This window comes from Haloferax marinum (assembly GCF_009674625.1).
GTDB classification, from domain to species: domain Archaea; phylum Halobacteriota; class Halobacteria; order Halobacteriales; family Haloferacaceae; genus Haloferax; species Haloferax marinum.
Genome location: NZ_WKJQ01000001.1, coordinates 1,238,083 through 1,261,834 on the forward strand (window position 1 = coordinate 1,238,083; position 23,752 = coordinate 1,261,834).

Consider the following 23,752-nt stretch of genomic DNA (forward strand, 5'->3'; position numbering starts at 1 on the left):
TCAGACACCATGCCACATGGAAGAACATCCGCTCTCGGATTCGTCGAACACCTGGGAAACGGTCGTCGAAGAGTGTGAGGCAGTCGCGGACGAGTATCGAGAGCGCGACTGGCACGTCGTCGTCGCTCTCCCCGGAGACGTGGTTCCCGTCCCCGCACCGGGTGACGAAGTCGTCGACCACGTCGGCCTGGATGTCGTCGTCGGTGACGACGTCTACCCCGACGTCGAATCGGCCGTCGAAGGCGTGACCATCGACGAGTACGAAGCCTTCCGTGCAGTCAAAGGCGGACTCGTCTACCTCACGCTCGTCCTCCGTGCCACCGCAGACGAAGTCGCGATTTGTCTCCCGTTGTACTACCGCCTCGCAGAGACCGACCGGATGTTCTCACTGCTCAAAGAGGGCGAGACGATGCGGACGAAAATCCACCCGCTCGACCCGGAGAAGGGCGTCGAGTTCGTCCACGAAGACCCGAACCCGTTGCTTCCGCCGGACTGGGACAAGAGCGTCGTCGACGAATAGCGGGCGACAGCGCCCTGGGAGAGCGTTCTCAGGACGCCTGTTCGGTTGCTTCGTCTTCGTCGTCCGTTTCGCCTTCACCGTCTGTTTCGTCCGCGTCGTCGTCTGACTCACTGTCGTCGGTCGGTTCACCGGTCGTTTCGCCGGTCGTTTCGTCGCCACGGACGTCGAGCGAGACAGGGTCGTCTGTCGGGGTCTCGTGGGTGAGCAGTTCCTGTTCTCGGAGTTCTGCTGCGCGGAGTTCTGCTCGCGTGTACGCGTCGTAGATAGCGAACAGCCAGACTGCAGGAAACAGGAGGAACCCGACGAAGACGAGCGTCGAAAACGCCGCGAAGACCGTCGCCACGATGAACACGAGTCCGCGTTCGAGTTCGCGGTTGTATATCTGGCCGAGTCCAGGGAAGACCGCCGAAAGGAGGGCCGCGACGAACGGGTTTCCGCCTTCTAAGAGGTCGCCGAGCGCCGAATCGACCGACGATTTCGGCGGCGCACGCTGACGCACCCCGCAGGCTGGGCAAATCTCTGCTTCCCTGTCGATGATGGCCCCGCAGTTGCGACAGAATAGCTCGTGTGGGCCGCGGTCGCGACCCGCCGTGTCAGAATCAGACGACATACTCGAGATAGTCCTCCGACAGTCCTAAAGATACCTCACGGGAGACCCGCGGGTCACACGCAGTACATGAACGGGTTGACGAGTGCGACACGGTCGCCGTCTTCGAGTTTGGTATCTAACCCCTCGAGGTTCTCGTTGAAGTTCCCGTTCACCATCACCCGTGCGTACGCCCGAGTCTGTTCGCCTTCGGGATTCTTTCGCCACGTTCCGGGGGGACGTTCGACCGTAACCCACCCGCGAGTCGTCGCCTCTGCGTCTCGCTTCGCCATCACCAGGTCGCGGACGTCGTACTCGTCGAAGAACGCGTCGAGGAACTCACGGAGGGTGTCGCCCTCGAAGGTGTACTCCAGTCGGTGTGTCCCAATCGCCGTCCGCACGTGGCCGGTGAACCGCGCTTCGACCGTCGTCGTCGTGTGTTTCCTGCCCGCTCTGGCCTGGATAGCCCTCGAATCCATAGGTCGATATACGCGGGCAAGACCCATGAAGAAGTTGCCGAACGTATTCGTCCTATCGAACGGTCTCAGACCCGTTATCGACGGAACCCGAGAGACTGTTCGTGTCTGTAACACTGTATGTAAAGTAAGAATGTTGACATAGTTTGATTATGTTACCCTGTCTATAGTGAGTTATGCTGGTATCGTGTCGTCACTGGGTACAGACAGTGTTTACTGCGACTGACTTGCCCGGATTCGACGAGTGTGCCGATGGGAACACCGGCCGGAATAGCGGGCGGGGGAGTCTCGGTCGGTCGGTCTGAAATGTACTGGGTAAGACAGCGATTCGCGGGAGGAGTTCGACCATGACGACCGTTCTCGTGACCGATGGGCAGGGTCGAACCGCGCTCGCAATCGCTCGGTCACTGGGTCGCCACGGCGTGCGCGTCGTCTGTGGTGCGTCGACTCGACTGGCGACCACGTTCGCCTCGAAACACGTCGACGAACGGTTCGTCTATCCAGACCCACGGGTGTCCCCCGACGCCTTCGTCAGCGCACTCTACTCGTACCTCCAGAACAACGACGTCGACGTGCTCCTCCCGGTCGACCACGAGACGACCTACCTCGTCAACCAAAACCGGGGGTTACTGGCGGAACACACGGTGGTTCCAGTCGCCGGTGCCGACTCGTTCGACCGCCTCGTGCGGAAGGATTTCGTGATGGACCGAGCAGCGGCGTTGGGAATCCCACATCCGAAGACGGTCTATCCCACGAGTGCCGACGAAGCAGACGAGTTAGCCTCGGAACTGACGTTTCCGGTCGTCGTCAAACCACGAACGTCGGCAGGGTCGAAAGGAATTCAGTACGTCGACGACCCGTCGACGCTCCGGGAGGCGTACCAGGCAGTGAGTCGGTGGGATTCGGCCCCGATAATCCAAGAACAGGTCCCGAGAGACGGTCGCGGGATGGGAGCGGCGTTCCTCCGGTGGGACGGCGAGATAAAAGCCCGATTCGAGTATCAGCGACTCCGCGAGTTTCCGCCGAGTGGTGGTCCGTCGACACTCCGCGAGAGTATCCACGACGACCGACTGTTCGAAGCGGGAAAGAAACTCCTCGAAGACGTGGACTGGCAGGGTGTCGCCATGGTCGAGTTCAAAAACGACCCGCGGACGGGTACGCCGAAGTTGCTCGAAGTGAACCCTCGGTTCTGGGGGTCGCTCCACCTCCCGTATCGCGCCGGCGTCGAGTTTCCGTGGCTCTTGGTGCAGTGCGCACTGGGAGAGGACCCCGACCCCGTGCTGATGTATCCCGCCGGTGTTCGCTGTCGGTACTTGCTCCCTGGCGACCTGATAAACCTGTTCAGCAGACGCGACAAAGCCGCCCTCCGAGAGTTCTTCCCCCTCGTCGAAGACGGGGTCTACTTCGATATCATCGACCGGTCGGACCCACTCCCAGCAGTCGTCCAACTCGCCTCGATGGCACGGCAGTCACTCGACTATCTGCCGTCACGGCGGTCGGCACCGAAACCGACGACGGTTATCCCCACCGAGATGGACTCGATTACTTCCCGTCGGTGACAGAACGACTATCACCTCACCGACTGTGTGAATTACCATCATGACTATCGACGTGAGCAAGCAGGTGTACGAATCAGAGGCGACTGGCTGGCAGCGTGGACTGTACGACGACATCAAGACGACGTTTCGGGCCCCGGTCGTCAACTGGTTCTTCCGGACACTCATGGCCAACCAACCGGAGTTTCTCCGATACGCGTGGGGGCAACTCAAACCAGCCTTCGAGACACGAGCGTTCGCCCAGTACGAGGTGACGTATCGCGATACGGTTCTTTCTGTCCTCGAAGACGACCACGCACTGCCACAGTACACCCCAACTGCCGTCGGTGTCTCCCCGGCGGAGTTCCGCGAAGCACGTGGACAACTCGCGACACTCGACACGGTGATTCCTCGCCTCGCCTTCGTCTTCGAGCTACTCGACACCGCGCTCTCCGGCGACGCTGTTGGTTCGTCCCCCAGCGAGGGGTGGGAATCGACTGCACCCTTCCCCGACCTCGACCGAGAACAGAGTCGGTCGGTCACGATGACTCCATTCGAGGACGTACCCGACTCACTGGCGGATACAGTAACTGCCATTCAGAACCTTCACGGATTCGACTCGGGCCTCCCGACGATCTACCGAAGTCTCGCCCAGTGGCCGTCTCTTCTCGATACGATGTGGAACGACCTCGAATCGGTTCTCGAATCGGACGCGTTCGAGGTGGCCTGCGTCTCGTCGTGGTCGCACGCCGAAGCGCACGTCTCGTCGCTCCCCTACACACCGCGACTCGCCCCGTCTGACCTCCGAGATATCGGTCTGACCGACGACGACGTGACCGCACTGCAGGAACTCGCCGACCAGTTCCGACACGGCCCCGTCGAGACGGTGCTTCCGGCAGTGACGCTCTACGCGAACGTGCTCGGTGCGATTGGCCCGCGACAACTGTGATGACGACGGAGTCGTCGTGTGCTAATACAGCCGTGGAGAGGTAAACGATAACACGACACTTTCCGTTGATACTTCTCACTGAGTTCGACGTATCGCTCGCCTTCGACGCGACTGACGAGAGGTGGGAGAGTGGGAGAGGGTCACCTATCCGAACGGGTCTCCCTCGACGCAAAACGCGAGAGGTGTCCAAAACTTCCAACCTATCCTTTTAAACGAAAACTTATAGTTATTTAGAATATACAGTGTGCTAACACGTGTTTTCGGTATGAGAAGAAACGTAGAGATACTCCTTGTAATCTGCCTCACTCTCCTGGTCGTTACTGCACCCGTGACTGCAGTGACGACTGTCGGTCGGGTAGACGGGGCAGAGTCGGGAGTTGGGGCGGGGCAGAAGGGTGCGCTCGAAGCAGAGACACAGGTCGACGCAGTGTCGAGCGTCGACGCGAGTATTCTGAACTTCAATCAAGATTCTGGACAGTACGCTCCGGGAGAGACCGTCACTGCGGGGGTCGAAGTCAGAAACACTGGCGACTCGACACACACGTTCTTCGTCGGTTACAGTGTCAAGGGTCCGAACGGAGAGTGGTACGACAACGACGGGGGGACGGGTCAAACAGTCACACTCGACCCCGGTGAACGGACGTGGATTACCGTCTCTTGGACCGTCGAGGCTGGCGCACCGGCAGGTTACTACGACGCGGTGACGTCCGTCTGGAAGGAAAGCGACCCAGACAACCTCTACACTCGCCTCGATAGCGAAGAGCGGACCAGTTCTTTCGAAGTCATCGAACCCAGTGTCGATGCACAGATTACTACCTTCGACGTCGACGCTGGCGACTATACAGAAAACGAGAACGTCGACGCGACCGTCCGAATAGAGAACACGGGGAACGTCGAACACACCTACTTCGTCGGCTACAGCGCCCGTGGGCCGGATGGACAGTGGCGAGACAACGGTGGGGAGACCGGCCGGACCGTCACACTCGCCTCCGGTGAGGCGAGGTCCGTCTCGGTCGACTGGGACGTCGAGTCGGGTACGCCAGAGGGGTACTACGACGCGAAGGCGTCGGTGTGGAAAGAGAGCGACCGCGACAACCTCTACACTCGCCTCGACACCGCCGGTGACAGCAACGCCTTCGAAGTGGTCGAACCGACCGACGTCGATGCCGAAATCGTCGGTACGAGCGTTGACAGTGGGTCGTACGTCGAAGGAGACACAGTCGACGCGACCGCACGAATCGAAAATACTGGGAACGTCGAACACACGTACTTCGTCGGCTACAGCGTCCGTGGGCCGGACGGACGATGGTACGATAACGACGGGCAGACCGGCGGGACGGTCAGGCTCGGTCCCGGTGAATCAACCTACGTCGCCCTGAACTGGGACGTCGAAAGCGGCGCACCGGTAGGAACGTACGACACAAAAGTCTCGGTGTGGAAAGAGAGCGACCGTGACAACCTCTACACCCGCCTCGACACACAGGGTGACGGAAGTGCATTCGAAGTCGCAGATTCCGTCTCCGTCGACGCGCGGGTTTCCACTCTCGACGTCGACACCGGGGAGTACCGTGACGGGGACTCGGTTAGGGCGACCGCACGAATCGAAAATACTGGGAACGTCGAGCACACGTACTTCGTCGGCTACAGCGTCCTCGGACCGAACGGAGAGTGGCGAGATAACGATGGGTCGACAGGGGGAACGGTCAGGCTCGGTCCCGGTGAATCGACCGACGTCACTCTGAACTGGGACGTCGAAAACGACGCGCCCGCAGGAGCGTACGACGCAAAAGTCTCGGTGTGGAAAGAGAGCGACCGCGACAACCTCTACACCCGTCTCGACACAGAAAGCGAAAGCAGCGCGTTCAGCGTCGCCGACACGACCACCGTCGACGCTCGTATCACGAATTTCGACGTCGACAGCGGAGAGGTCACCAGTTCGGACCGAATAGAGGCCACAGTCCGGGTCGAGAACAATGGAGATGTCGAACACACGTACTTCGTCGGGGTCAGTGTACAGGGGCCCGGCGGCCAGTGGAGAGACAACGATGGAGAGACCGGGACCACAGTAACGCTCGGCCCTGGTGAGTCGAGGAGCGTTTCGACAGAGTGGCGTGTAGAGGACGACGCGCCCGCAGGAGCGTACGACGCGAAGGTCTCGGTGTGGGAAGAGAGCGACCGTGACAACCTCTACACCCGCCTCGACACGGAGACCGACTACGACGTGTTCGAAGTAGGCAGCCAAACACGTGCCGACGCTCGCATCACGGGAATCGAGCAAGAACGTGACAGGCTCGAGCCCGGAGCGTCTGCGACGGTTACTGCGACGGTCGAGAACACCGGCGACGTCGAACACACGTTCTTCGTCGGATACAGCGTTCTCGGCCCGAACGGACGATGGTACGACAACGACGGGACGACTGGGAAGACAGTGACGCTCGGCCCAGGCGACTCGACCGCTGTCACTCTGTCGTGGGACGTCAGAGAGACCGCTCCAAGCGGAGAGTACAGCACCAAAGTATCTCTCTGGAAAGAGAGCGACCGCGACAGCCTTCACACGCGACTCGACAGTGAACGTCGAGACGAATCGTTCGTCGTCGTCGACCCAACTGCTGTCGGCGCCGAGGTCGTCGAGTTCGTTCCCCCATCGGGAGAGTTCGCCGCCGGCGACGCCGTCGAAGCAACGGCAACCATCGAGAACACCGGCGACGTCGAGCACACGTTCTTGGTTGGTTACAGCGTCCGTGGGCCGGAAGGGGCGCTGTGGGACAACGGTGGACAGACTGGCAAACCGGTCACGTTGGGTCCGGGAGAGACGGCCACCATCTCACTCACGTGGGACGTCGAAGAGGACGCACCGAGCGGACCGTACGACGCAGTCGTCGCAGTTTGGGAAGAACGTGACCGCGACACGCTCACCACGAAAGTCGACGCTCGTGAACAGGACGAGGCATTCACACTCGTGAGACAGACGCCGACGACGACAGGTGGTGGCGTCGAGACGTACGAGGTTCACGTTCGGAGTGATGATGGCCCAGTCGAAGGTGTGACAGTCGACTTGTTCGGTCCGAGTCGGCTCACTGCCCAGACAAATACGAACGGTGTGGCAGTGTTCGAGAGCCTCCGAGAGGGTGAGTATACGGTCTACGTGACTGGAAGACAACTCGCCGACGGCCGCTCGAAAGAGGTGAGTATCAGTCCGAACAGGGCGCGGTTGCAGACGACGGTTCTCGCGTCCGTCACCGAGAAGCAAGAACGAGCGAGTCTCGAAGGGAACGTCGACTACTCGTTCCGGTACGACCCTCAGTGGGACGTCGACGTCGAGGTGAAGATATACACCCAGTACGACAGCGCCACGGCCGACGTCTCAGAAGACGGGTCGTTCGAATTCGACGAGACGTTCGCTCCCGACAAGCGGTACACCATGCACGTGTTGCTCGACGGAGAGAGCGTGAGTTACGAACAGTTCAGGCTCAATCCAGGGCCGAACTACCGGCAGGTTCCGATGGTCCTGGACGCGTACGAATACGACCGCTTCTCCAGTCAACAGGCGCCCAGTTCGGTCATCGAACAGTTCCGAGAACTCGGTAGCCCGACCAAGTCGGCACGTGACAATATCTTCGGAGAGGAGACGAGTTTGCCGCAGGCGAACGAGTACTGTGCGAACACTCACACGACCGCGGACACCGAGTGTCTCGCCTACGCGAGGCACACCGACCCGCACTTCGACATCATGCTCAGTGCGAGTTCTGCTGGATTCTACGAGGCGCTTCAGGACACACTCAACGTGGTCAAGAACACCCCACAGGCGATTCTCGCGATGGTTCGACTGCTGAACCCGTTCGAACTCGGAAAGCAGGTCGCTCAAACCACGATTTTCTTGATCGAGAATCCCGACATCGTCTCGAAGATCGCTAAAAACGCCCCGAAAGCCATCCACGACAAACAGCGGCAGTACAACACACACCCTCGCGGAACGGAGAAATCGAAGGTGTATTCGTCGGCGTGGTGGGGTGGATACATCGTCTACCAAGTCGCCGAAATCGCCGTCCTTCGAGGCGGGGGGAAGGCAGTGAAAGCCACGAAATACGGCACGAAAGCTAGCACCATCGCTGGCGAGGCGAAGTCGATGCTGAAGATAGACGCTGGACGAGAGCTGATTGTTCAGCATATCACCCGCAAATGGCGGGCGAGAAACGGAGACGGGACGACAACGACTGCACTGAGTTCCGACCTCGCGAAGGCGATGGACGACGACTCCACGGCGTTGGAGGGAGATTGGGGCCCCGATAAGAAAGACGACGACCTGGGTCCCGACCCCGACGGGAGCGCCAAATTCACCAGTGCGCTGACGTTCAACGAGAAATACGTCTTCGCACACCTGATGGTCAAAGAAGGCGTCGACCCCGGCCGAATCCAACAGTTCAAACGACTCGCTGGGGCCGATGGCGCGGCGTTCACCAAGCGGGCAATCGACGAGGGTGACCCAGAGACACTCCGTCGACTCTTCACGATCGACAAGACGGGCGCTGACACTAACTTCGACACCTGGCGCGTTCAGGTCGCCCGTCGTCTCGCGACGACAGACAGCGACGCGTACCCAGATCTTAAACTGTACATCGACCGGACGTACAGAGTCTCGGACCATCCCAAAATCAAGGGCGCAGACAGAAGCGACAGTAACGACCCGAGTATGTTCGAAGCCGTCGACGAGAGTCAAAATGACCACACTCGGTTTACCAAGGCCGCTGCAGAAGCAGACACTGCGCTTCGGTACAGCGAACGAGACGACGTCACGTACGTCGAACTAAACCCACGAAAGTTCGACGACAGCAAGAAAGACGTCGACGTCCGAATCAAGACCGACGACGGGAGCGAAATCTACGCTGAGACCAAACACCTCACGGCCGATAATCTCCTGACGATTCGTGATAACGTCGTGAACATCAATGGAAAGTTCACGGCGAACACGAGAGCCTCCGGGGCAGACGCCACGATTCCGAGAAGTGCCGAGCGAGTCGGTGAGATATACATCGATTCGAAGGAACTCTCTCGAAGTGAGGTCCTCGACACGATTAGTTCGACTGTCGAAGCGGCGGACGATGTCGGGATTACTTCGGTGAGGGTCTACTTCAGACGAGACGGGCAGAGTCCGTTCTCTGACCGGGAACCAGTCGTCGGGAAGTACGATACCGCAGACGGTGAGTTCGAGTGGGAACAGCGCTCCTCGTCTCGATCGATATCGTCCCCCGACCGACTCGGTGTTCAGATGGTGGCCGAGGTCGCACCGCTACAGACGACGGGAACGCACGCAGTGGCGTAGTTTCCGACTCGTCATTCGACGTCGAAGACCATCTCTTTGAACAGGTCAGTAGCCTGGTCGGACCTGTACCCACGGACGTCCGATGTCACCACGAAGTAGACCACCCGACCGTGTCGGTCGAGAAGTAGCGTATTGTACTCCCCATCGTCGGTCCTGTACGTGACTCTCGTTCCGGAGACGCCAGCAGAGATGTCGGCCTCGCTCACCTGTTTGTTCTCGAATTCGAGGCTATCTACGAGGTTTTCCGCGCCTGCTTTCGCACTTTCTCGGTCGGAGAACACGGCGACTGCAGAGAACACCAACTGAGCCTGAGGCGAGTCGTCCCTCTGGCTCGAGTCCGTAAACACACGCTCGTGTCTGAGTCGGACACCATCGGTATCGAACCGAGTCACCTGACTCTCGGATTCGTTCAAGCGTTCTTTTGACTCACCCGAGAGCGAGTACGTCCCCGGCATCTCTGCCAAATTGAGTACCATCGACCCAGTCTCGTACTGCTCGATGGTCGGGGTAACCGTGTTGGTTCCACTCGCCTCTTCGGTCACGCTTTCCGAAGCGCCTCCCTGGCCAAACCCGAATCCACTAAACGCGCTACACCCGGCAAGCAGCACGAGTAGCACTGTCGCCAAAGCCGCCGTTTTCAGTTGTCCTCGCATACGTCTCCTCAACTCGTTAGATGGTTACTCGATGGGGGGTGTTAAGAAATTATGAGAAACCGACAGGTGCTCGGTCGGACCGACCTTCGGTTCGGTGTTCGCAGTAGTGGCTGCGCCGACCTGCTCGGCGTCGCCATCGCAGGGGGTTTCGAAATCCTCTAACTCTCAAAAGCGATATTTTTGAACGCGATTTCCCACACTCAAGTATCATTTACGCAGTTACGCTGATTCTCGAAATGTGCGTTAGAACGCTTCAAACAACTGTAAAAGACCCAATTACTGCTGCCTTCCGACGAATCGACAGCACGGTCAAATTTTAAATATGAACGTCTGACAACTCCGGAGTATGACTACCAGCGGTGATACCGAGGGGACTGAGCGGCCCACTCCGACGCTCGAATTCGGCCCAGCGTCGACGTCCGAGGACGACGGAAGCGTTCCCGCACCGGTACCCCCAGACGACCCCGCGGCCTGGTACGCACCGTCGGTTCGGTCGCAGTACGAAGTCGCACCCGATACGGTCGTAACCATCAGCGACGCGGCCCACGGGTTCGAGTACGACGTTCGCGAACCGACGGTCGGCACACGGGAGTCGCAGGCGTTAGAGACCGTTCGAGACCACTTTTCGACGGTCGTCCGGCGGCGACCACTCACTCGTGAAGGTGCCGCAGAACGCGCGTCTGCTGGTCTATCACCGAAGTATCGTCGCATCCTCGACAGACTCCTCGACCTCACACCGTCTGCTCGGCGGCGGGTCGAACATTACGCACTCTCGGACTTGCGTCTCCTCGGTGACGTGACACCGCTCGCACTCGACGGCCGTATCGAAGTCGTCGATGCCGGCCGTGGTGACGGGTCCGAACGACTCGTCGTCCACACCGAAGATTTCGCACCCGCGACGACGACGTTCGACTCGGACGTCGCCTTCGCGGACCGTATCGCCGCCGAGCGTATCCAGCACTACACCGTCCCCTTCGCCGGATACGACGTGGACGTCGTCGTCTACCGTGACCGCCTCCTCGGTGACGACCGCTTCGCCACCAAGTACGCGGTTCTCGAACCGGACCTCGTCCCAGGGGACACCGAACTCATCGAGGAGTGTAAAGAACGTATCTGGGAGGCGAACGTCGACGACGTCGTCTCCGACCGCGTGGGGTTCGTCCGCGAACGTGCCCGTGAGTTCCTCTCTCGCCGACTCACCGCCCGAAACACGAAGGCGTGGGTCGACGCGACACGATTCCGGGTTCGGTCCGCACTCGCGGAGTACGGACTCGCCCTCCCGCCGGTCGACCGGCGCTTCGCAGAGGACCGACTCGACGATTTGGTCTACTACGTCCTCCGTGACTACGTCGGAGAGGGAATCCTGACGGTCCCTATCCGGGACCCACATCTCGAAGACGTGGAGGCAAATCGCGTCGGAGAGCGCGTGAAAGTCATTCCGAGAGCGAGCGTCACCGGTCGAGGCGGCCTCCGCGTCCCGACGAACCTCGTCTTCGAAGACGAGACCGAGTTCACCAACGTCGTGACACAGCTCGCGGCCGCAGACGGCGTCGAGTTGAACGCCTCGAACCCGAGTGCGAAAGTGAACCTCCGTCCGGGGTCGGTCGGTGGCGACCCAGCGAAGAACCCAGACGAGACGATTCGGTGTGCGGTTGCGTTGCCCGTCATCTCCGAAGGCGGCCCGCACGTCTCGATACGCAAGCAGTCCGGTGACGTCCTCACGCCGGTCGACCTCGTCGAATCCGGGTCGCTCTCGACCGAACTCGTGACGCTGCTGTGGTTGTGTTACGAACACCACCGTGTCGTGCTGTTTTCGGGGTCGACCGGCGTCGGCAAGACGACGCTGATGAACGCGCACATGCCGTTCATCCCGTACGACCATCGCCCGATAAGCATCGACGAGGGGTCCAGAGAGGTCAACCTGCCACACGAGACTGGTGTCTCGCTCACGACGCGTGACCACGAATCCGAGTTCAAGCGCGTCTCGATGGCCGACCTGATGACCGAAGCGAACTACCTGAATCCGGACGTGGAAGTCATCGCCGAAATCAACACGCCGGCGTCGTTCGCGACGTTCGCAGAGACGTTGAACACCGGCCACGGCGTCATCGGTACCACACACGCCGCCGACGTGGAGACGCTCGTCAACCGCGTCATCGAACAGGGACTTCCCGCCTACTTGCTCCGCGAACTCGACCTCGTCGTATTCCCGCACAAGGTCGATGGCGAGCGATACGTCGCCGAAGTGGTCGAACTCGTCCCCGAGTCGGAGTACGACGAAACGTGGGGTCGGCGCGGCGTCGTCGAGAAAGACGGGCGAACACTCCACTGGAACACCATCGCGCGACGGACACCCGACGGGTCGTTCGACCTCTCGTACGAACATCCGCAGTTGGGTGACGACCACCGACGCGTCGGGATTCGACTGTTCCATCGCATCGCCGACGCCACGGACCGAGAGGTCGAAGCCGTCGAACGTGAGTTCCACCGCAAACACCGATACGTGGAGTACCTCACACAGGAGAGCGTCACCGACGTCGACCAACTGTTCGGGTTCCTCTCTGACCTCCGAACCGACGAGGCCGCGACGGTCGAACGCGTCCGTCGCCGGATGGCCGAACGCGACGCGGCAGGAGAACAGTGAGCGAGTTCGACACCAGCCTCGGCGACCGAGGAGTCGGACACGTCCGTTCGCTGTCCGTCCTCGACAGGGCGCTGTACGCGCTGTTCGCCCGGCACGTCGACGCGTCACGACACGACCGAGACAGGCGACGCTACCGCGGGACCGACCTGCGGATGAGTTTCGACCTCTATCTCGCGCGGGCGTACGGTCTCGCGTGGCTCGTCGGGTTGTTCGTCGCGCTTCCGACGGCGCTCGTCGTCCTCGCGGTCCCCGACAGTGCGATAGACGGCGTCTTGAGCGTTCTTCGCGCCGTCGTTCCACTCGTCGAGCGCGTCTCGATACCCGTGGTGCCGCGCGTTCCCGTCGCGGCGCTTGCTGCACTCGGCGTGGCGGTGGCGACACGGCGTGCGGTCCTCCTCGTCGCCGGACGCTATCTCGGGTGGCGGGCCGCCGCCCGACGAGAGAACATCGAGCGGACGCTCCCCGGTGCTGTTCGATATCTCCACGTCCTCTCGTCGGGGAGTGACGGCCCTCGAGAGATGCTTCGGCGCGTCGCCGAGACGGACGCCTACGGCGAGACCGCAGTCGCCTTTCGGGGCGTCCTCAACACCGCCTCGCTGACCGGAAACGTGAACGAAGGACTCCGTCGCGTCGCCCGCGACACGCCGTCCGAGGGGATGCTCTCGCCGTTCCTCTTGAAGTTCCGCGAACACGCCGGACAGGGTGAAGACGCACTCCGCAACTACCTTCGGATGGAGAGTCGGATGCTCGGTCACAGACAGGACCGCGCTCGCGACAGAGCAGAAGGGTTCCTCGAACTCCTCGCGGAGTTGTTCATCGTCCTCCTCGTGTTGCCGTCGCTTCTGGTCATCGTCCTGACGGTGATGAGCGTCATCGCTCCCGGACTCTCGGCACCCGTCGTCACCCCGGTCGGAACGACGACTGTCAGAGGTGTCGTCGTCTACGCCAGCGCGGCGTTCATCGTCGGTGTCGGGCTTGGTGCGAGTCTCCTCGTCGCCGGACTTCGACCACCGGACCAATCTATCGAGTACACCCGCCCCGAACGAACGCTCGACACCCTCGCCACGGCAGTTACAAATCCGGCGAGTGCCGCAGTCGTGTTCGCCCTTCCAGCACTCGTCGTCGCCGGGGGCACTGCTCTCGTCGGTGCCGACGCGGTCGGTATCGCACTCGCTGGTTACACCGCCTACGCGATACCGGTCGGTCTCGTCGGCGTCCGACGCGCCCGCATCGACGACGCGAAAGACCGCGAGTTGAAAGACTTCGTCCACGCCGTCTCGGGACACGTCAGCCTCGGCCGCCCCTTCGCGGCGGCGGTCGAGAACGTCGGAGAAGACGTCGACCTCGGTCCGCTGAACGCGGACGTGGCAGACCTCGCGCTCAACCTCAGACTCACCGCACCGAGCGCGGGAACCGACGTCAACCTTCGAACCGCCGCGCTCGAACGCTTCGTCCAGCGTGTCGGGACACCGATGGCCGAGCAAACGATTGGACTCGTCGTCGGTGCGCTCGACGGCGGGAGCGACACCGGAACCGTCTTCGACACGCTCCAGACCGAGATTGGCCGTCTCTACCACGAGAAGCGGGCGCTGCGCTCTGGACTCCTCGTCTACGTCGCCGTCGGGTGGACCACCGCACTGTTGGTCGTCGGTATCACCGTCGCCGTCAACGTTCACGTCTTCGACGGGTTCGCCCAACTCTCGTCGCTCTCGACGACAGGGTCGTTCGCCATCAACGCTGGAGCAGTCGACCTCTCACGTGACCGCTACCGCATGTACGTCGTCACGCAAGCGACGATGCTCGCGTCCGGGTGGTTCGCCGGGATGGCGAGTCGTGGCCGATACGAAGCGTTCCTTCACTCTGCTGTCCTCGTCGCTATCTGTTACCTCGTCTACGCGGGAGGTGGGTTGATTTGAGCGCCGAGACGGAAACTCGACGCGGCGTTAACACCACCACCACCAACACCACCACCACCACCACCACCACCACCAACACCGCCATCCGCGGACAGGCCAACGTCGTCGGCGTCGCGCTCTTGCTCGGCATCGGCGTCGTCGCAATCGGCCTGCTGACTGCGAGTGTCGGCGGTCTCGTCGACGCCCAACTCTCGACCGCCGACGCCGACGCGGCGACGAACGGGTTCTCCTCACTCAGAGACGGTGTCTTCTCGGGGGCGAACGGGACCCACCCGGTTCGTGTCACGGACGGTGACCTCTCGCGGGTCAACCGAACCGTCCGCGTCGTTCCAGACGACGGAGTGAACAGAACCTACGACGCCGACGGCTACGTCGCGACCTTCGGTGGCCATCGCGTCGCGTTCGTCGGTGGTGCCGTCGTCAGAGGGACTGCAGAGAATGCACGTCTCGTCACGCCCGTTCCACTCTCGTCTGCCGGTGACGCGGCGTTTCTTCCGCTTTCGACGCTAACCGGAGAGTCGACCGACGGCGGCGGCCTCGGAGGCGGGGCCGAACTTCGAGTCGAGTCGAACCGGACGGTGACCGACCTCCCGGCCGGTACGTACACTGTCGCCGTCGAAACTGCGACGCCCGAGGCGTGGGAACGGTCGTTCGAAGGACGAGGGTACAACACGACGCGAACGGATTTCGACGGTGACGGCGTGCCGAGTGTCGTCGCAGCGATTCCCGGAGAGCGAACCCTCGTTCTGGCGGAGTACGACGTCACGGTGGTGGTCACTCGTGGATAGCGACCGACCGGACCGAGAGAAACGAGTTGGCCGCGGCAACCGACCGGACCGAGAGAAGCGAGTTGGCCGCGGCAACCGACCGGACCGCGGCCACACATCCTCGCTCCACACTGCTCGGCGTGCAGTGGTTCCAGTCGTCGGGAAGGCGCTGGAAGCCGCAATCGTCGTGCTGTTCGTCGGCCTGTTGACGACCACGCTGTTCGGTGGTGTCGTCCCCGACCACCGCGATGCAGTCGCTCACGAACTCTCGGAGCGGGCACTCTCGACGGCGACAGACCGCGTCGAGACGACCGCTTCGGTTCCCGAGTCGGCGATTCGTGGAGACCGACTCGCGGCCGTCGACGTGCCACGAACGATTCGTGGAAGCACCTACCGAATCGAATACGTGCGAAACGCCTCGTTCGGAAGCGACCCAAATACGACGACACCTGCACTGGTCCTCGACCACCCACGTGACGCGTTCGACCGACAGGTCCCGGTCACACTCCCGTCGTCGGTGACCGTCTCTGGGTCGTGGGACAGCGGGAGTGACTGCCAGGTCCGCGTCGTCGTCGTCGGGAGCGACGAGACGACACTCGAACTCCAGAACGGAGCGACTCTGGGGACGGGAGGCCGCGATGCCTAAGCCGAGACCGTTCGTCGAACGGGGAGGGCCGAACCCATTCGAGACTCGCCGTGGACAGACGACGCTCGCAGGCCTCGCAGTCGCGCTCGTCCTCTTGACGACGGTGACTGCAGGTAGCATCGTCGCCGCCGACCGGGCACTCGCAGACGCAACGAGTTCGCCGCTCGAACAACATCGGGCCGAACGTGCCGCCGAAGCACTCGTCACGGACGGGCCGATAACGACGTCGGACGGGTACGTCTCACCCTCGCTCGCGAACGAGACGAACGCGTCAGAGCTTTCGACGGCAGTTCCTGCGCTCCGTGGCGTCTCGTTTACTGTCCGCTTTGCCGGCCGAGAAATCGCCAGACAGGGGACGGTCACTGACGGCAGTCGTGTCTCACGCGGTGTCGTCGTCGTAGAGACCCGCACCGACAGCGAGCGCATCGAACTCGAAGACGGGATGGTGGGAACGCTCGACGGCCAGACCGACGAGATTCAGGTCGACATCGACCCACGGAACAATACGACCGTGCGAACGATTCGGGTCGACGACCGAGTCGTCCTTCATCGGCCGACTGGACTCCGTGGCACACACACTGTGGCCGTCTCCTCGTATGCGTCCCCCGTGGTTCGCGTCGAAGCCGCAGGCGACGACCCGGAGGGGACGGTTACGGTGACTGCGACAGTGTTCGAGACGCGGACCGAACGAGTCGAGGTGAGCGTCGATGCGTGACGGAGCTCCCTCGCCACGCGCGTATTCCGACTCACGTTCCCGTGGACAACTCTCGTTGACCGTGGTCGAAGCAGTAGTTGCCACGCTCTTCGTGCTCGCTGTCGCCGCGAGTTTTAGCCTGTTGCCGACACCGACGACCACGCTGTCGCTCGACCAGCAAGCGGCCGACGCTGCATCGCTGGTGGCGGAAGCGCCGTCAGATGGCCCTGGAACCATCCTCGGGGCCGCCTGTTCGTCGGCAGGAAACTTCGACGCACGGAGCGGACAGTTGCACACCACCGCGTCGATGGGCCTCCCAGACGGAGCGTTCGTGTCGATTCGGACATCGCTCGGGTCCGCTGGGAGACCACCGCCAGAGAGTGCCCGAACTGGGAGCGCCCGTGCAGTGGTTCCCGAGTGCACTGCGACGATCGAGGTGTGGTATCCGTGAGTCGTCGCTGCGGCGAGAGACGGAGTCGAACCGGTCTCTCAGGCGACGGCCGGGGGCAACTCGTCCTCGTCTCTGGCGCCGTCGTCGTCGTCGCGTTGTTCAGTCTCCTCGTCGTTCACGCCCAACTCGCACCCGTTGGTGGGGGGTCGCCCCCGCCAATCGACGACGTCGCGACGGCGACCGACGACGCTGTCGAGGCAGCGACTGCAGGCGTCGCTGGGAGATACGATTGGGCGGCCAGAGAGTCGGCAGTCGGCGATTTCGACTCTCGGCTGGACCCCAATCTCGTCAGAATCGAACGGGCCTACACCGGCGACGGCGGTGTCGCGCTTTCGACGAACGACTCCGCTGCCGCGGGATGGGCGCTCAGAAACTGCCCAGACGGCCCCGCCCGAGAGTTCGGCTCGTGTGTCGCCGACGATGGCGTCGTCGTCCAAGAACGAGCGGGCGAGACGGCAATCGTCGCCGTCGCCATCGACGTGGTCGTCGCGACACCGGAGACGAAGACAGACCTGACACTCGTCGTCCGGCCCGAGTGATGTGTGGTAGCGACTGGTCGCACACTCACCACTCCAACCGACTACGGCAATTATTGACAATAGTTAACATGCCACAAGACGTACGGCTACCTGGTGTCTGCCCCGGAGTGGCAACGCAAGACGCGACCATCCGGTCGGCGACACGATGGAGAAACACGTATGGCATCAGCAAGTACACCGACACGCACGCCCGAAGCGGCCGAACTGGTCGCACGGCGATACCCTGAAGACGTAGCGACACAGGGCAACATCGACCTCATCGACGAAATCTGTACTGAGGACGTCGTCGACCACAGTCCACTCGGAGAACTCACGGGGCGTGAAGAACAGAAAGCGCAGATTAGGATGCTTCGTGAGGCGTTCGCCGACTTCTCGGCGACAGTCGAAGACGTAGTGACAGAAGGCGACGTGGTCGCCATGCGGATTACACTGCGAGGAATGCACAAAGGCCCCTTCATGGGTGTCGAAGCGACCGGGAACACGTTCGAAGTCTCGAACATGGTGTTCACGCGCGTCGAAGACGGACTCATCGCCGAGCGGTGGGTCATCCCGGACATGATGGGAATGCTCACCCAACTCGGCATCGTCGAACTTCCCAAGATGTAGTCGCACGGCACGACTATTTTTCAGTCGATTCCACGGATTCACTCGGTCGGGCGGTCCGCAATCGGCATCGTGTAGCAGACGGCAGTCCCCGTCAAGACGACGGTGCCGTCGTCGCGCGTAATCTCTGTTTCGAGTTCGGTAATCGGCTTGTCCTCGCGGACCTTCGTGACCTCGACCCACCCAGTAATCGTGTCGCCGGGGCGGACGGGAGCGGTGAAGTTCCAGTTCACGTTGAGGAACACCGACCCCGGACCGGGGAGGTCTTCGGCAACGATAGCGTTGAGAAGCGCGCTCGTGACGCCGCCTTGTACGACGATTTCGCCGAACTGTGACGCTTTGGCGACCTCCTCGTCGTGGTGGAGTGGATTGTAGTCGCCGCTCAGTTCTGAGAACAGTTCGATGTACTCCGGTTCGATGGTGCGCGAACGCTCGGCGTACTCTCCAACTCGCGGTGGGCCACGCGGCCAGACGTCGTCGATAGCGGTGTCGTCCATACGAGACTGATTGGCGTTCTGAGACGATAGCCGTGCGGGACGTTCGACGTCGACGGCTACGACTCGCTCACGAACGACGTCGAGAGAAGTAAGAGCGAGGGCGGCCGGGCACCCGCCCACACTCCACGGACACTGGGGAAAACTCCCCGGTATACGCAACCCAAGTGCAGGTATCTACCTGCAGTATATCCGTACATTCTCAGAGGTTAAAACATTTTTCAAATGTCATTTGCGCAGTGGGCACAAATAGCGTGGTGTCACTGTTGGCCGTCGGAACAGACCCAAGTACACATCAGTAGTGTCTCCCCTCCGGAAAAACCGTCCGCTAGCAGCAGCGAGCAAACTGGCGGATAGTGGACGACCCTGGGGACACTCAGTCTGAGACGATGTCTTCTTCCAGGCCGGCAACTGCGGTCATCACTTCTTCGATCTCCTCCGGAGGAACGTCGAACTCCTCGAGTGCGCCCTGGAGATGTTCGGCGGTCACCGCGAAGTCCTCGTGTGACAGCCCGAGGTGGTCGTGTGCGGCGCGCATATCTTCGCCCGTGTACTCGACGGGTCCACCGGCGACAGAACTGATGAACTGCGTCTGGTGTGCTCGCTGTGCGACCATGTCCACGTCTTCGAAGTAGTGTGCGACTCGTTCGTCAGCAAGCATCCGGTCGTAGAACTCGTCGACGACTGCTGAGATGGCGTCACGCCCACCGAGGCGTTCGTACAGTGATTGGGTGCCCGACATAAAGGGGATATTAAATCACTATGTGATAAGTTTATCTTGGAATGTAAGTTATCTGATTGAAACTATTTTATACGATTACATAACATATTATCGTCTACGTGTGATTACGACTACCTTCCCCCTGTCTTCGGCCCGGGCACCCCATCGACTATCGCCGCGAGCGTCTGGAGGTCGCTGAGTCGTGCACGGAATCGTTCTCAACCAGTTGAAAAGCTTCGTCGTCGAGACGTACGACCGCGATACGTGGGCGACGTTACAACGTGAAGCGGGACTCCCCGGACGGCTCTACGTCCCGGTATCGGAGTATCCCGACGAGGACGTCCTCGCACTCGTCGAGACGGCGTCCGAACTGACGGAGATACCCATCCCGGACCTGCTCGAAGCGTTCGGTGAGTTTCTGGTCCCCCCACTCCTCGAAACCTACGGTGTCCACGTCGACAAAGAGTGGACCGGACTCGAACTCATCGCCAACGTCGAACGATACATCCACATCGCACTCCGAGCGAAGCAGATTTCGACGTACACCCCGCCCGAACTGGAGTCCGGATGGCGAGACAACGACACGGTGAGCGTGGTCTACGACTCAGACCGCCAGTTGTGCCACCTCGCGAAGGGGATAATCAACGGTGTCGGTGACCACTTCGACGAACCGTTCGATATCGAAGAACCGACCTGCATGCTCGACGGCGACGACCACTGTGAACTCGTCGTGAGCCACGCCGAAGGCGCCTGAAACGGGCCATCGATTCGGTCGTTCGACCGAACGCGACGACCATAGCGATGAGGACTCACGTCCGTGACCCCGGCCGAAGCAGAGCCAACGAGAGGGCATTCAACGCCCCATTTACGCCCGTTAAAGCCGGCATATAATGCCAAAATAGTTTTTCAAACGGACTGTCAATATTGTGCGAAGGTTTATAGTATCAGATGAGACATTCGTGGCATATGGTAGATATACTCGGTCTCCTTCTACCTAGGTTCATACGCCGACGGTACGCACTTCGGTTCGGAGTGGTACTGGGCAGCATCGGCGTTGTCATCGGTGCGGTGGCACTAGGTGTGGGGCGAACAACAACGTATCAAATTCCGACGGACATCGTCGCTGCGGCCGTCGGCGGTGTCGTCGTGAGTGGGGTCCTCGGCGGGCTGATGGTTCGGAGTACGATGAAATCCGTCAGTACCCTCGATTCGAGTACCGAGGAGTTGAAAGACGGAAACTTCGACGCACAGGTCGAACAGAACCGAATCGACGCCATCGGGCGTCTGTCGGGGACGGTCGCCGCCTTCCGCGACACTGTCGTCGAGCGACTCGAACAGACGAGTTCTGACCGAGACGAACTCGAAAAACAGATTCGGAGAATCGAAGCGATTGCGGGCCACTACACCGACGACCTGGAGACGGCCACGTCGGACCCGTCGGTTCGCGTCGACGAGAGCGCCACGAACGAGGCGATGGCGACGCTCGCACTCACGACGAACGAGATTCTCGACGCGCGCGAAGCACAGGCCGCCGAACTGGCGGACGCCCGCCAGCAGATTACCTCGCTCCAAGAAGAACGCGACCGGCTGGACATGGAAAACCAGCAACTGAGAACCATGGCGATGGAGTACGCCGAGGTTCTCGAGGCGTGTTCGGAAGGAGACCTCTCCCAGCGGATGGACGAGGACGTGGACAACGAGGTTGCTGCACGGTTCGCGGCGCAGTTCAACGAGATGATGTCCGGGTTCGAGGAGTCGATGGTCCAAGCCGAGAACTTCGCGAAAGAAGTCGCGACGCTGAGTAACGAAGTCACCGTGAGCGCCACCGAAGTGCGCGAAGGGAGTGAACAGGTCTCTGGTAGCCTCCACAGCATTTCTGACGTCGCAGAGACCCAGTACGACAACCTCGAATCGGTCGCCATCGACATGAGCAACCTCTCTGCGACCATCGAAGAGATCGACGACTCGTCGAGCGACGTCGCAGACCTCGCCCAGCAAACAGTCGAAACGGGCCGTGAGGGGCGAGAGGCCGCCACCGAGGCAATCACGGGGATGAAAGAAATCGAGCAGGAGTCTGTCGATACGGTCGAGGAGATCGAGCAACTGGAGTCCGAAGTCCAGCAAATCGACGACCTCATCGACTTCATCCGTGAGATTGCAGAGCAGACGAACATGCTCGCACTGAACGCCAACATCGAGGCGTCTCGTGCCGGCGAGTCCGGGCAAGGGTTCGCTGTGGTCGCCCGCGAAATCAAGGAACTCGCAGAGGGGACCAAAGAGGCGGCGACGGACATCGAGACGCGTCTCGAAGAGATTCAGTCACAGACCTCCGAGACAGTCGAAGAGGTCCGCGATACGCGAGAGCAAATCGCCCGACACACTGGCTCTGTCGAGAACGCCGCGGAGGCACTCAACCAGATTGCCGAGAACGCACAGGAGACCAACACCGGTGTGCAGGAGATCAGCTCGGTGACGAGTCAGCAGGCCGAAGCGACCCAGGAGGTCCTCTCTGCGGTCGATAACGCGACCGAGATTAGCGCCGAAACGGTCGAAGAAGCAGAGACCGCCGCGGTCGGTGCAGAAGAACAGACGCACGCACTGAGTGCAGTCTCCGAGCGTGCAGGCGCACTCGCGACGCAAGCGAATCGCCTCTCAGAGACGTTCGACGAGTTCCACACCGAGATGTCGGTCGTGTTGGACGCAGACGAAGACGACGATTCCGCCGTCGACGATGCACTCGGCGACTCCGACGCCGAGGACGAACCCGTCGGAGAAGACGAACCCGTCGGCGAATCCACCGAAGAAGTCGCAGACGACCCGACCGATTCGACTGCAGACAGCCCAGCAGAACTGGCCGAGGAACCAGACGCAGTGGCTGAAGCGGACGCCGACCCACTGGCTGAGGAACCGGGCCCGTTGGCTGAAGCGGACGCCGACCCACTGGCTGAGGAACCGGGCCCGTTGGCTGAAGCGGACGCCGACCCACTGGCCGAAGAACCGGACTCGCTGGTCGAAGAGCCAGTTGGCGACGACCCTATCGACGACGAGTCGACGTTCCGGTTCGACGACGACGCCAACGACCCGATCGTCCTCGACGACGTCGCCGAAGAAGAGGAGACGCCAGACGAGCCGGAGACCGAATCGAGCGAAGAACCAGACGGCGAGAGCCACGAATCGACTGTAAACAACTCAGCAGAGCGATGATGCAACCGAGAACCGCGTACCACTGCTCAGTGAGGGGGGAACGATGAGCGAGCAGTCAGTCGGAATCGACGACGACGAGAGCGTCTCGCCGGAGTCGGTCATCGAGTTCCTGGAGTTTCGACTCGACGGGAACCGGTACGCGCTGGAGTTGGGTCGGGTCAGCCAAGTCATCCGAAAACCACCCACAACCCGTGTCCCGAACGCTCCAGATGGCATCTACGGGTCGGTGACGGTCGAAGGCGACGTCGTCGTCGCCGTCGATACGTACGCAGTCGTCGGACTCGACCGACCATTCGCTGACCCCGAGAACGCCTACCTACTCCTGTTGGACAGTAGTGACACACCGCAACCCGTCGGCCTCCTCGTGGAGGCAGTCGACGGTATCGAGCGACGTCACGTCGAGTCGGTCTCGCCACCGACCGAGGGAGGCGCTCCACTGGACGACCGCTGGTTTCGGGCCGCCATCACGGACGATGACGCCCCCGACATCCACGTCTTCGACAGCCATCAACTCATCGCCGCGCTCCACCCGGTGGATGCGCGATAACACTGCGGACCGAACACACAGACAACGACAGATGAACACAACCGAACCGAGGTTAACGTAGGACGCACACATGTCAATCGGGATTTTAATCGTCGACGACTCCAGCTACATGCGAAGTAGGCTGAAGAGCGCGCTCGACGATGACACGTACGAAATCGTCGACGAAGCACAGAACGGCGCTTGGGCAGTCCAGAAGTACAAAGAACACGGTGACGACATCGACATCGTCTTGATGGACATCGTGATGCGGAAGGCCAACGGGGTCAAAGCCACCGCGGCCATCAAGCATCTCGACAAAGACGCCCGTGTCATCATGTGTACGAGCGTTGGACAGCGAAAGAAGATGGAACTCGCTGCACGGGCAGGCGCAGACGGCTACATCACGAAACCGTTCGACGACGACGAGATAGTCAAAGCAATAGAGAGTATCCTCTCAGACGAATCATGAGACACTCAGTGGCACCGTCAACGACCATCGCCGGCAGTC

The 23,752-nt window shown here is 61.2% G+C and carries 21 protein-coding genes; 16 read left to right on the plus strand and 5 right to left on the minus strand.

Annotated elements, in window-relative coordinates; translation table 11 throughout:
• Nucleotides 1-16 precede the first annotated feature (16 nt).
• Nucleotides 17-520: a DUF7529 family protein gene (locus tag GJR99_RS06315; RefSeq protein ID WP_151110361.1), complete on the plus strand. Its 504-nt coding sequence runs from the start codon at nt 17-19 to the stop codon at nt 518-520.
• A gap of 28 nt (nt 521-548) precedes the next feature.
• Here GJR99_RS06315 and GJR99_RS06320 read toward each other — a convergent pair whose 3' ends face one another.
• Together GJR99_RS06320 and GJR99_RS06325 are read right to left on the minus strand one after the other, a co-directional pair.
• Nucleotides 549-1,130 carry a zinc ribbon domain-containing protein gene (locus GJR99_RS06320; RefSeq protein ID WP_151110363.1) on the minus strand — a complete coding sequence of 194 codons (582 nt, stop codon included), beginning with the start codon at nt 1,128-1,130 and terminating at the stop codon, nt 549-551.
• 53 nt (nt 1,131-1,183) lie between these two features.
• Nucleotides 1,184-1,585: a MoaD/ThiS family protein gene (locus GJR99_RS06325; protein ID WP_151110365.1), complete on the minus strand. Its 402-nt coding sequence runs from the start codon at nt 1,583-1,585 to the stop codon at nt 1,184-1,186.
• 344 nt (nt 1,586-1,929) lie between these two features.
• On the opposite strand from GJR99_RS06325, the gene GJR99_RS06330 reads away from it, so the two are divergent.
• From GJR99_RS06330 to GJR99_RS06340, 3 genes are all read left to right on the plus strand, one after another.
• A complete protein-coding gene (locus tag GJR99_RS06330) occupies nt 1,930-3,141 on the plus strand; it encodes a carboxylate--amine ligase (protein ID WP_151110367.1) in 1,212 nt (403 codons plus the stop codon).
• 40 nt (nt 3,142-3,181) lie between these two features.
• Nucleotides 3,182-4,066 carry a halocarboxylic acid dehydrogenase DehI family protein gene (locus tag GJR99_RS06335; protein ID WP_154325951.1) on the plus strand — a complete coding sequence of 295 codons (885 nt, stop codon included), beginning with the start codon at nt 3,182-3,184 and terminating at the stop codon, nt 4,064-4,066.
• 265 nt (nt 4,067-4,331) lie between these two features.
• Nucleotides 4,332-9,386, plus strand: coding sequence for a hypothetical protein (locus tag GJR99_RS06340; protein ID WP_151110369.1), 5,055 nt, complete (start codon nt 4,332-4,334; stop codon nt 9,384-9,386).
• An 11-nt stretch (nt 9,387-9,397) separates the two neighbouring features.
• Here GJR99_RS06340 and GJR99_RS06345 read toward each other — a convergent pair whose 3' ends face one another.
• Nucleotides 9,398-10,039: a hypothetical protein gene (locus GJR99_RS06345; protein ID WP_151110371.1), complete on the minus strand. Its 642-nt coding sequence runs from the start codon at nt 10,037-10,039 to the stop codon at nt 9,398-9,400.
• A 346-nt stretch (nt 10,040-10,385) separates the two neighbouring features.
• Here GJR99_RS06345 and GJR99_RS06350 point away from each other — a divergent pair, with 346 nt between their 5' ends.
• From GJR99_RS06350 to GJR99_RS06385, 8 genes are all read left to right on the plus strand, one after another.
• Nucleotides 10,386-12,683 (plus strand): type II/IV secretion system ATPase subunit, encoded by a 2,298-nt coding sequence (locus GJR99_RS06350; protein ID WP_151110373.1) that lies wholly within the window; start codon nt 10,386-10,388, stop codon nt 12,681-12,683.
• On the plus strand, nt 12,680-14,599 hold the full coding sequence (locus tag GJR99_RS06355) for a type II secretion system F family protein (protein ID WP_151110375.1): 1,920 nt from the start codon (nt 12,680-12,682) through the stop codon (nt 14,597-14,599). The genes GJR99_RS06350 and GJR99_RS06355 overlap by 4 nt, the downstream gene beginning before the upstream one ends.
• Before the next feature lie 83 nt (nt 14,600-14,682).
• The gene (locus GJR99_RS06360) at nt 14,683-15,387 is read left to right on the plus strand and encodes a DUF7289 family protein (RefSeq protein ID WP_151113898.1); all 705 of its coding nucleotides are present in this window, start codon (nt 14,683-14,685) and stop codon (nt 15,385-15,387) included.
• Nucleotides 15,388-15,511: 124 nt separating this feature from the next.
• The gene (locus GJR99_RS06365) at nt 15,512-16,012 is read left to right on the plus strand and encodes a DUF7266 family protein (RefSeq protein WP_151113900.1); all 501 of its coding nucleotides are present in this window, start codon (nt 15,512-15,514) and stop codon (nt 16,010-16,012) included.
• The gene (locus tag GJR99_RS06370) at nt 16,005-16,727 is read left to right on the plus strand and encodes a DUF7263 family protein (protein WP_151110377.1); all 723 of its coding nucleotides are present in this window, start codon (nt 16,005-16,007) and stop codon (nt 16,725-16,727) included. The genes GJR99_RS06365 and GJR99_RS06370 overlap by 8 nt, the downstream gene beginning before the upstream one ends.
• Complete coding sequence (locus GJR99_RS06375; RefSeq protein WP_151110379.1) at nt 16,720-17,157, plus strand: DUF7262 family protein; 438 nt, start codon at nt 16,720-16,722, stop codon at nt 17,155-17,157. The genes GJR99_RS06370 and GJR99_RS06375 overlap by 8 nt, the downstream gene beginning before the upstream one ends.
• A complete protein-coding gene (locus GJR99_RS06380) occupies nt 17,154-17,696 on the plus strand; it encodes a DUF7261 family protein (RefSeq protein WP_151110381.1) in 543 nt (180 codons plus the stop codon). Before GJR99_RS06375 ends, GJR99_RS06380 begins: the two co-directional genes overlap by 4 nt.
• Before the next feature lie 159 nt (nt 17,697-17,855).
• Nucleotides 17,856-18,302, plus strand: a complete 447-nt coding sequence (locus GJR99_RS06385; RefSeq protein WP_151110383.1) for an ester cyclase — start codon at nt 17,856-17,858, stop codon at nt 18,300-18,302.
• Nucleotides 18,303-18,340: 38 nt separating this feature from the next.
• Here the strand turns inward: GJR99_RS06385 and GJR99_RS06390 are convergent, their stop codons facing one another.
• On the minus strand, nt 18,341-18,796 hold the full coding sequence (locus GJR99_RS06390; RefSeq protein WP_151110385.1) for a MaoC family dehydratase: 456 nt from the start codon (nt 18,794-18,796) through the stop codon (nt 18,341-18,343).
• Nucleotides 18,797-19,169: 373 nt separating this feature from the next.
• On the minus strand, nt 19,170-19,535 hold the full coding sequence (locus GJR99_RS06395) for a group I truncated hemoglobin (RefSeq protein WP_151110387.1): 366 nt from the start codon (nt 19,533-19,535) through the stop codon (nt 19,170-19,172).
• A 181-nt stretch (nt 19,536-19,716) separates the two neighbouring features.
• Here GJR99_RS06395 and GJR99_RS06400 point away from each other — a divergent pair, with 181 nt between their 5' ends.
• From GJR99_RS06400 to GJR99_RS06415, 4 genes are all read left to right on the plus strand, one after another.
• Complete coding sequence (locus GJR99_RS06400; RefSeq protein ID WP_151110389.1) at nt 19,717-20,268, plus strand: heme NO-binding domain-containing protein; 552 nt, start codon at nt 19,717-19,719, stop codon at nt 20,266-20,268.
• 326 nt (nt 20,269-20,594) lie between these two features.
• Nucleotides 20,595-22,718: a methyl-accepting chemotaxis protein gene (locus tag GJR99_RS17805; protein WP_191967082.1), complete on the plus strand. Its 2,124-nt coding sequence runs from the start codon at nt 20,595-20,597 to the stop codon at nt 22,716-22,718.
• A gap of 43 nt (nt 22,719-22,761) precedes the next feature.
• A complete protein-coding gene (locus GJR99_RS06410; RefSeq protein ID WP_151110393.1) occupies nt 22,762-23,265 on the plus strand; it encodes a chemotaxis protein CheW in 504 nt (167 codons plus the stop codon).
• A 70-nt stretch (nt 23,266-23,335) separates the two neighbouring features.
• The gene (locus GJR99_RS06415) at nt 23,336-23,713 is read left to right on the plus strand and encodes a response regulator (RefSeq protein WP_151110395.1); all 378 of its coding nucleotides are present in this window, start codon (nt 23,336-23,338) and stop codon (nt 23,711-23,713) included.
• Nucleotides 23,714-23,752: the final 39 nt, after the last annotated feature.

Coding starts and splice junctions, on each gene's coding strand:
- GJR99_RS06315 (WP_151110361.1), top strand. CDS start 17: ATGGAAGAACATCCGCTCTCGGATTCGTCGAACACCTGGGAAACGGTC.
- GJR99_RS06320 (WP_151110363.1), bottom strand. CDS start 1,130: ATGTCGTCTGATTCTGACACGGCGGGTCGCGACCGCGGCCCACACGAG.
- GJR99_RS06325 (WP_151110365.1), bottom strand. CDS start 1,585: ATGGATTCGAGGGCTATCCAGGCCAGAGCGGGCAGGAAACACACGACG.
- GJR99_RS06330 (WP_151110367.1), top strand. CDS start 1,930: ATGACGACCGTTCTCGTGACCGATGGGCAGGGTCGAACCGCGCTCGCA.
- GJR99_RS06335 (WP_154325951.1), top strand. CDS start 3,182: ATGACTATCGACGTGAGCAAGCAGGTGTACGAATCAGAGGCGACTGGC.
- GJR99_RS06340 (WP_151110369.1), top strand. CDS start 4,332: ATGAGAAGAAACGTAGAGATACTCCTTGTAATCTGCCTCACTCTCCTG.
- GJR99_RS06345 (WP_151110371.1), bottom strand. CDS start 10,039: ATGCGAGGACAACTGAAAACGGCGGCTTTGGCGACAGTGCTACTCGTG.
- GJR99_RS06350 (WP_151110373.1), top strand. CDS start 10,386: ATGACTACCAGCGGTGATACCGAGGGGACTGAGCGGCCCACTCCGACG.
- GJR99_RS06370 (WP_151110377.1), top strand. CDS start 16,005: ATGCCTAAGCCGAGACCGTTCGTCGAACGGGGAGGGCCGAACCCATTC.
- GJR99_RS06375 (WP_151110379.1), top strand. CDS start 16,720: ATGCGTGACGGAGCTCCCTCGCCACGCGCGTATTCCGACTCACGTTCC.
- GJR99_RS06385 (WP_151110383.1), top strand. CDS start 17,856: ATGGCATCAGCAAGTACACCGACACGCACGCCCGAAGCGGCCGAACTG.
- GJR99_RS06390 (WP_151110385.1), bottom strand. CDS start 18,796: ATGGACGACACCGCTATCGACGACGTCTGGCCGCGTGGCCCACCGCGA.
- GJR99_RS06395 (WP_151110387.1), bottom strand. CDS start 19,535: ATGTCGGGCACCCAATCACTGTACGAACGCCTCGGTGGGCGTGACGCC.
- GJR99_RS06410 (WP_151110393.1), top strand. CDS start 22,762: ATGAGCGAGCAGTCAGTCGGAATCGACGACGACGAGAGCGTCTCGCCG.
- GJR99_RS06415 (WP_151110395.1), top strand. CDS start 23,336: ATGTCAATCGGGATTTTAATCGTCGACGACTCCAGCTACATGCGAAGT.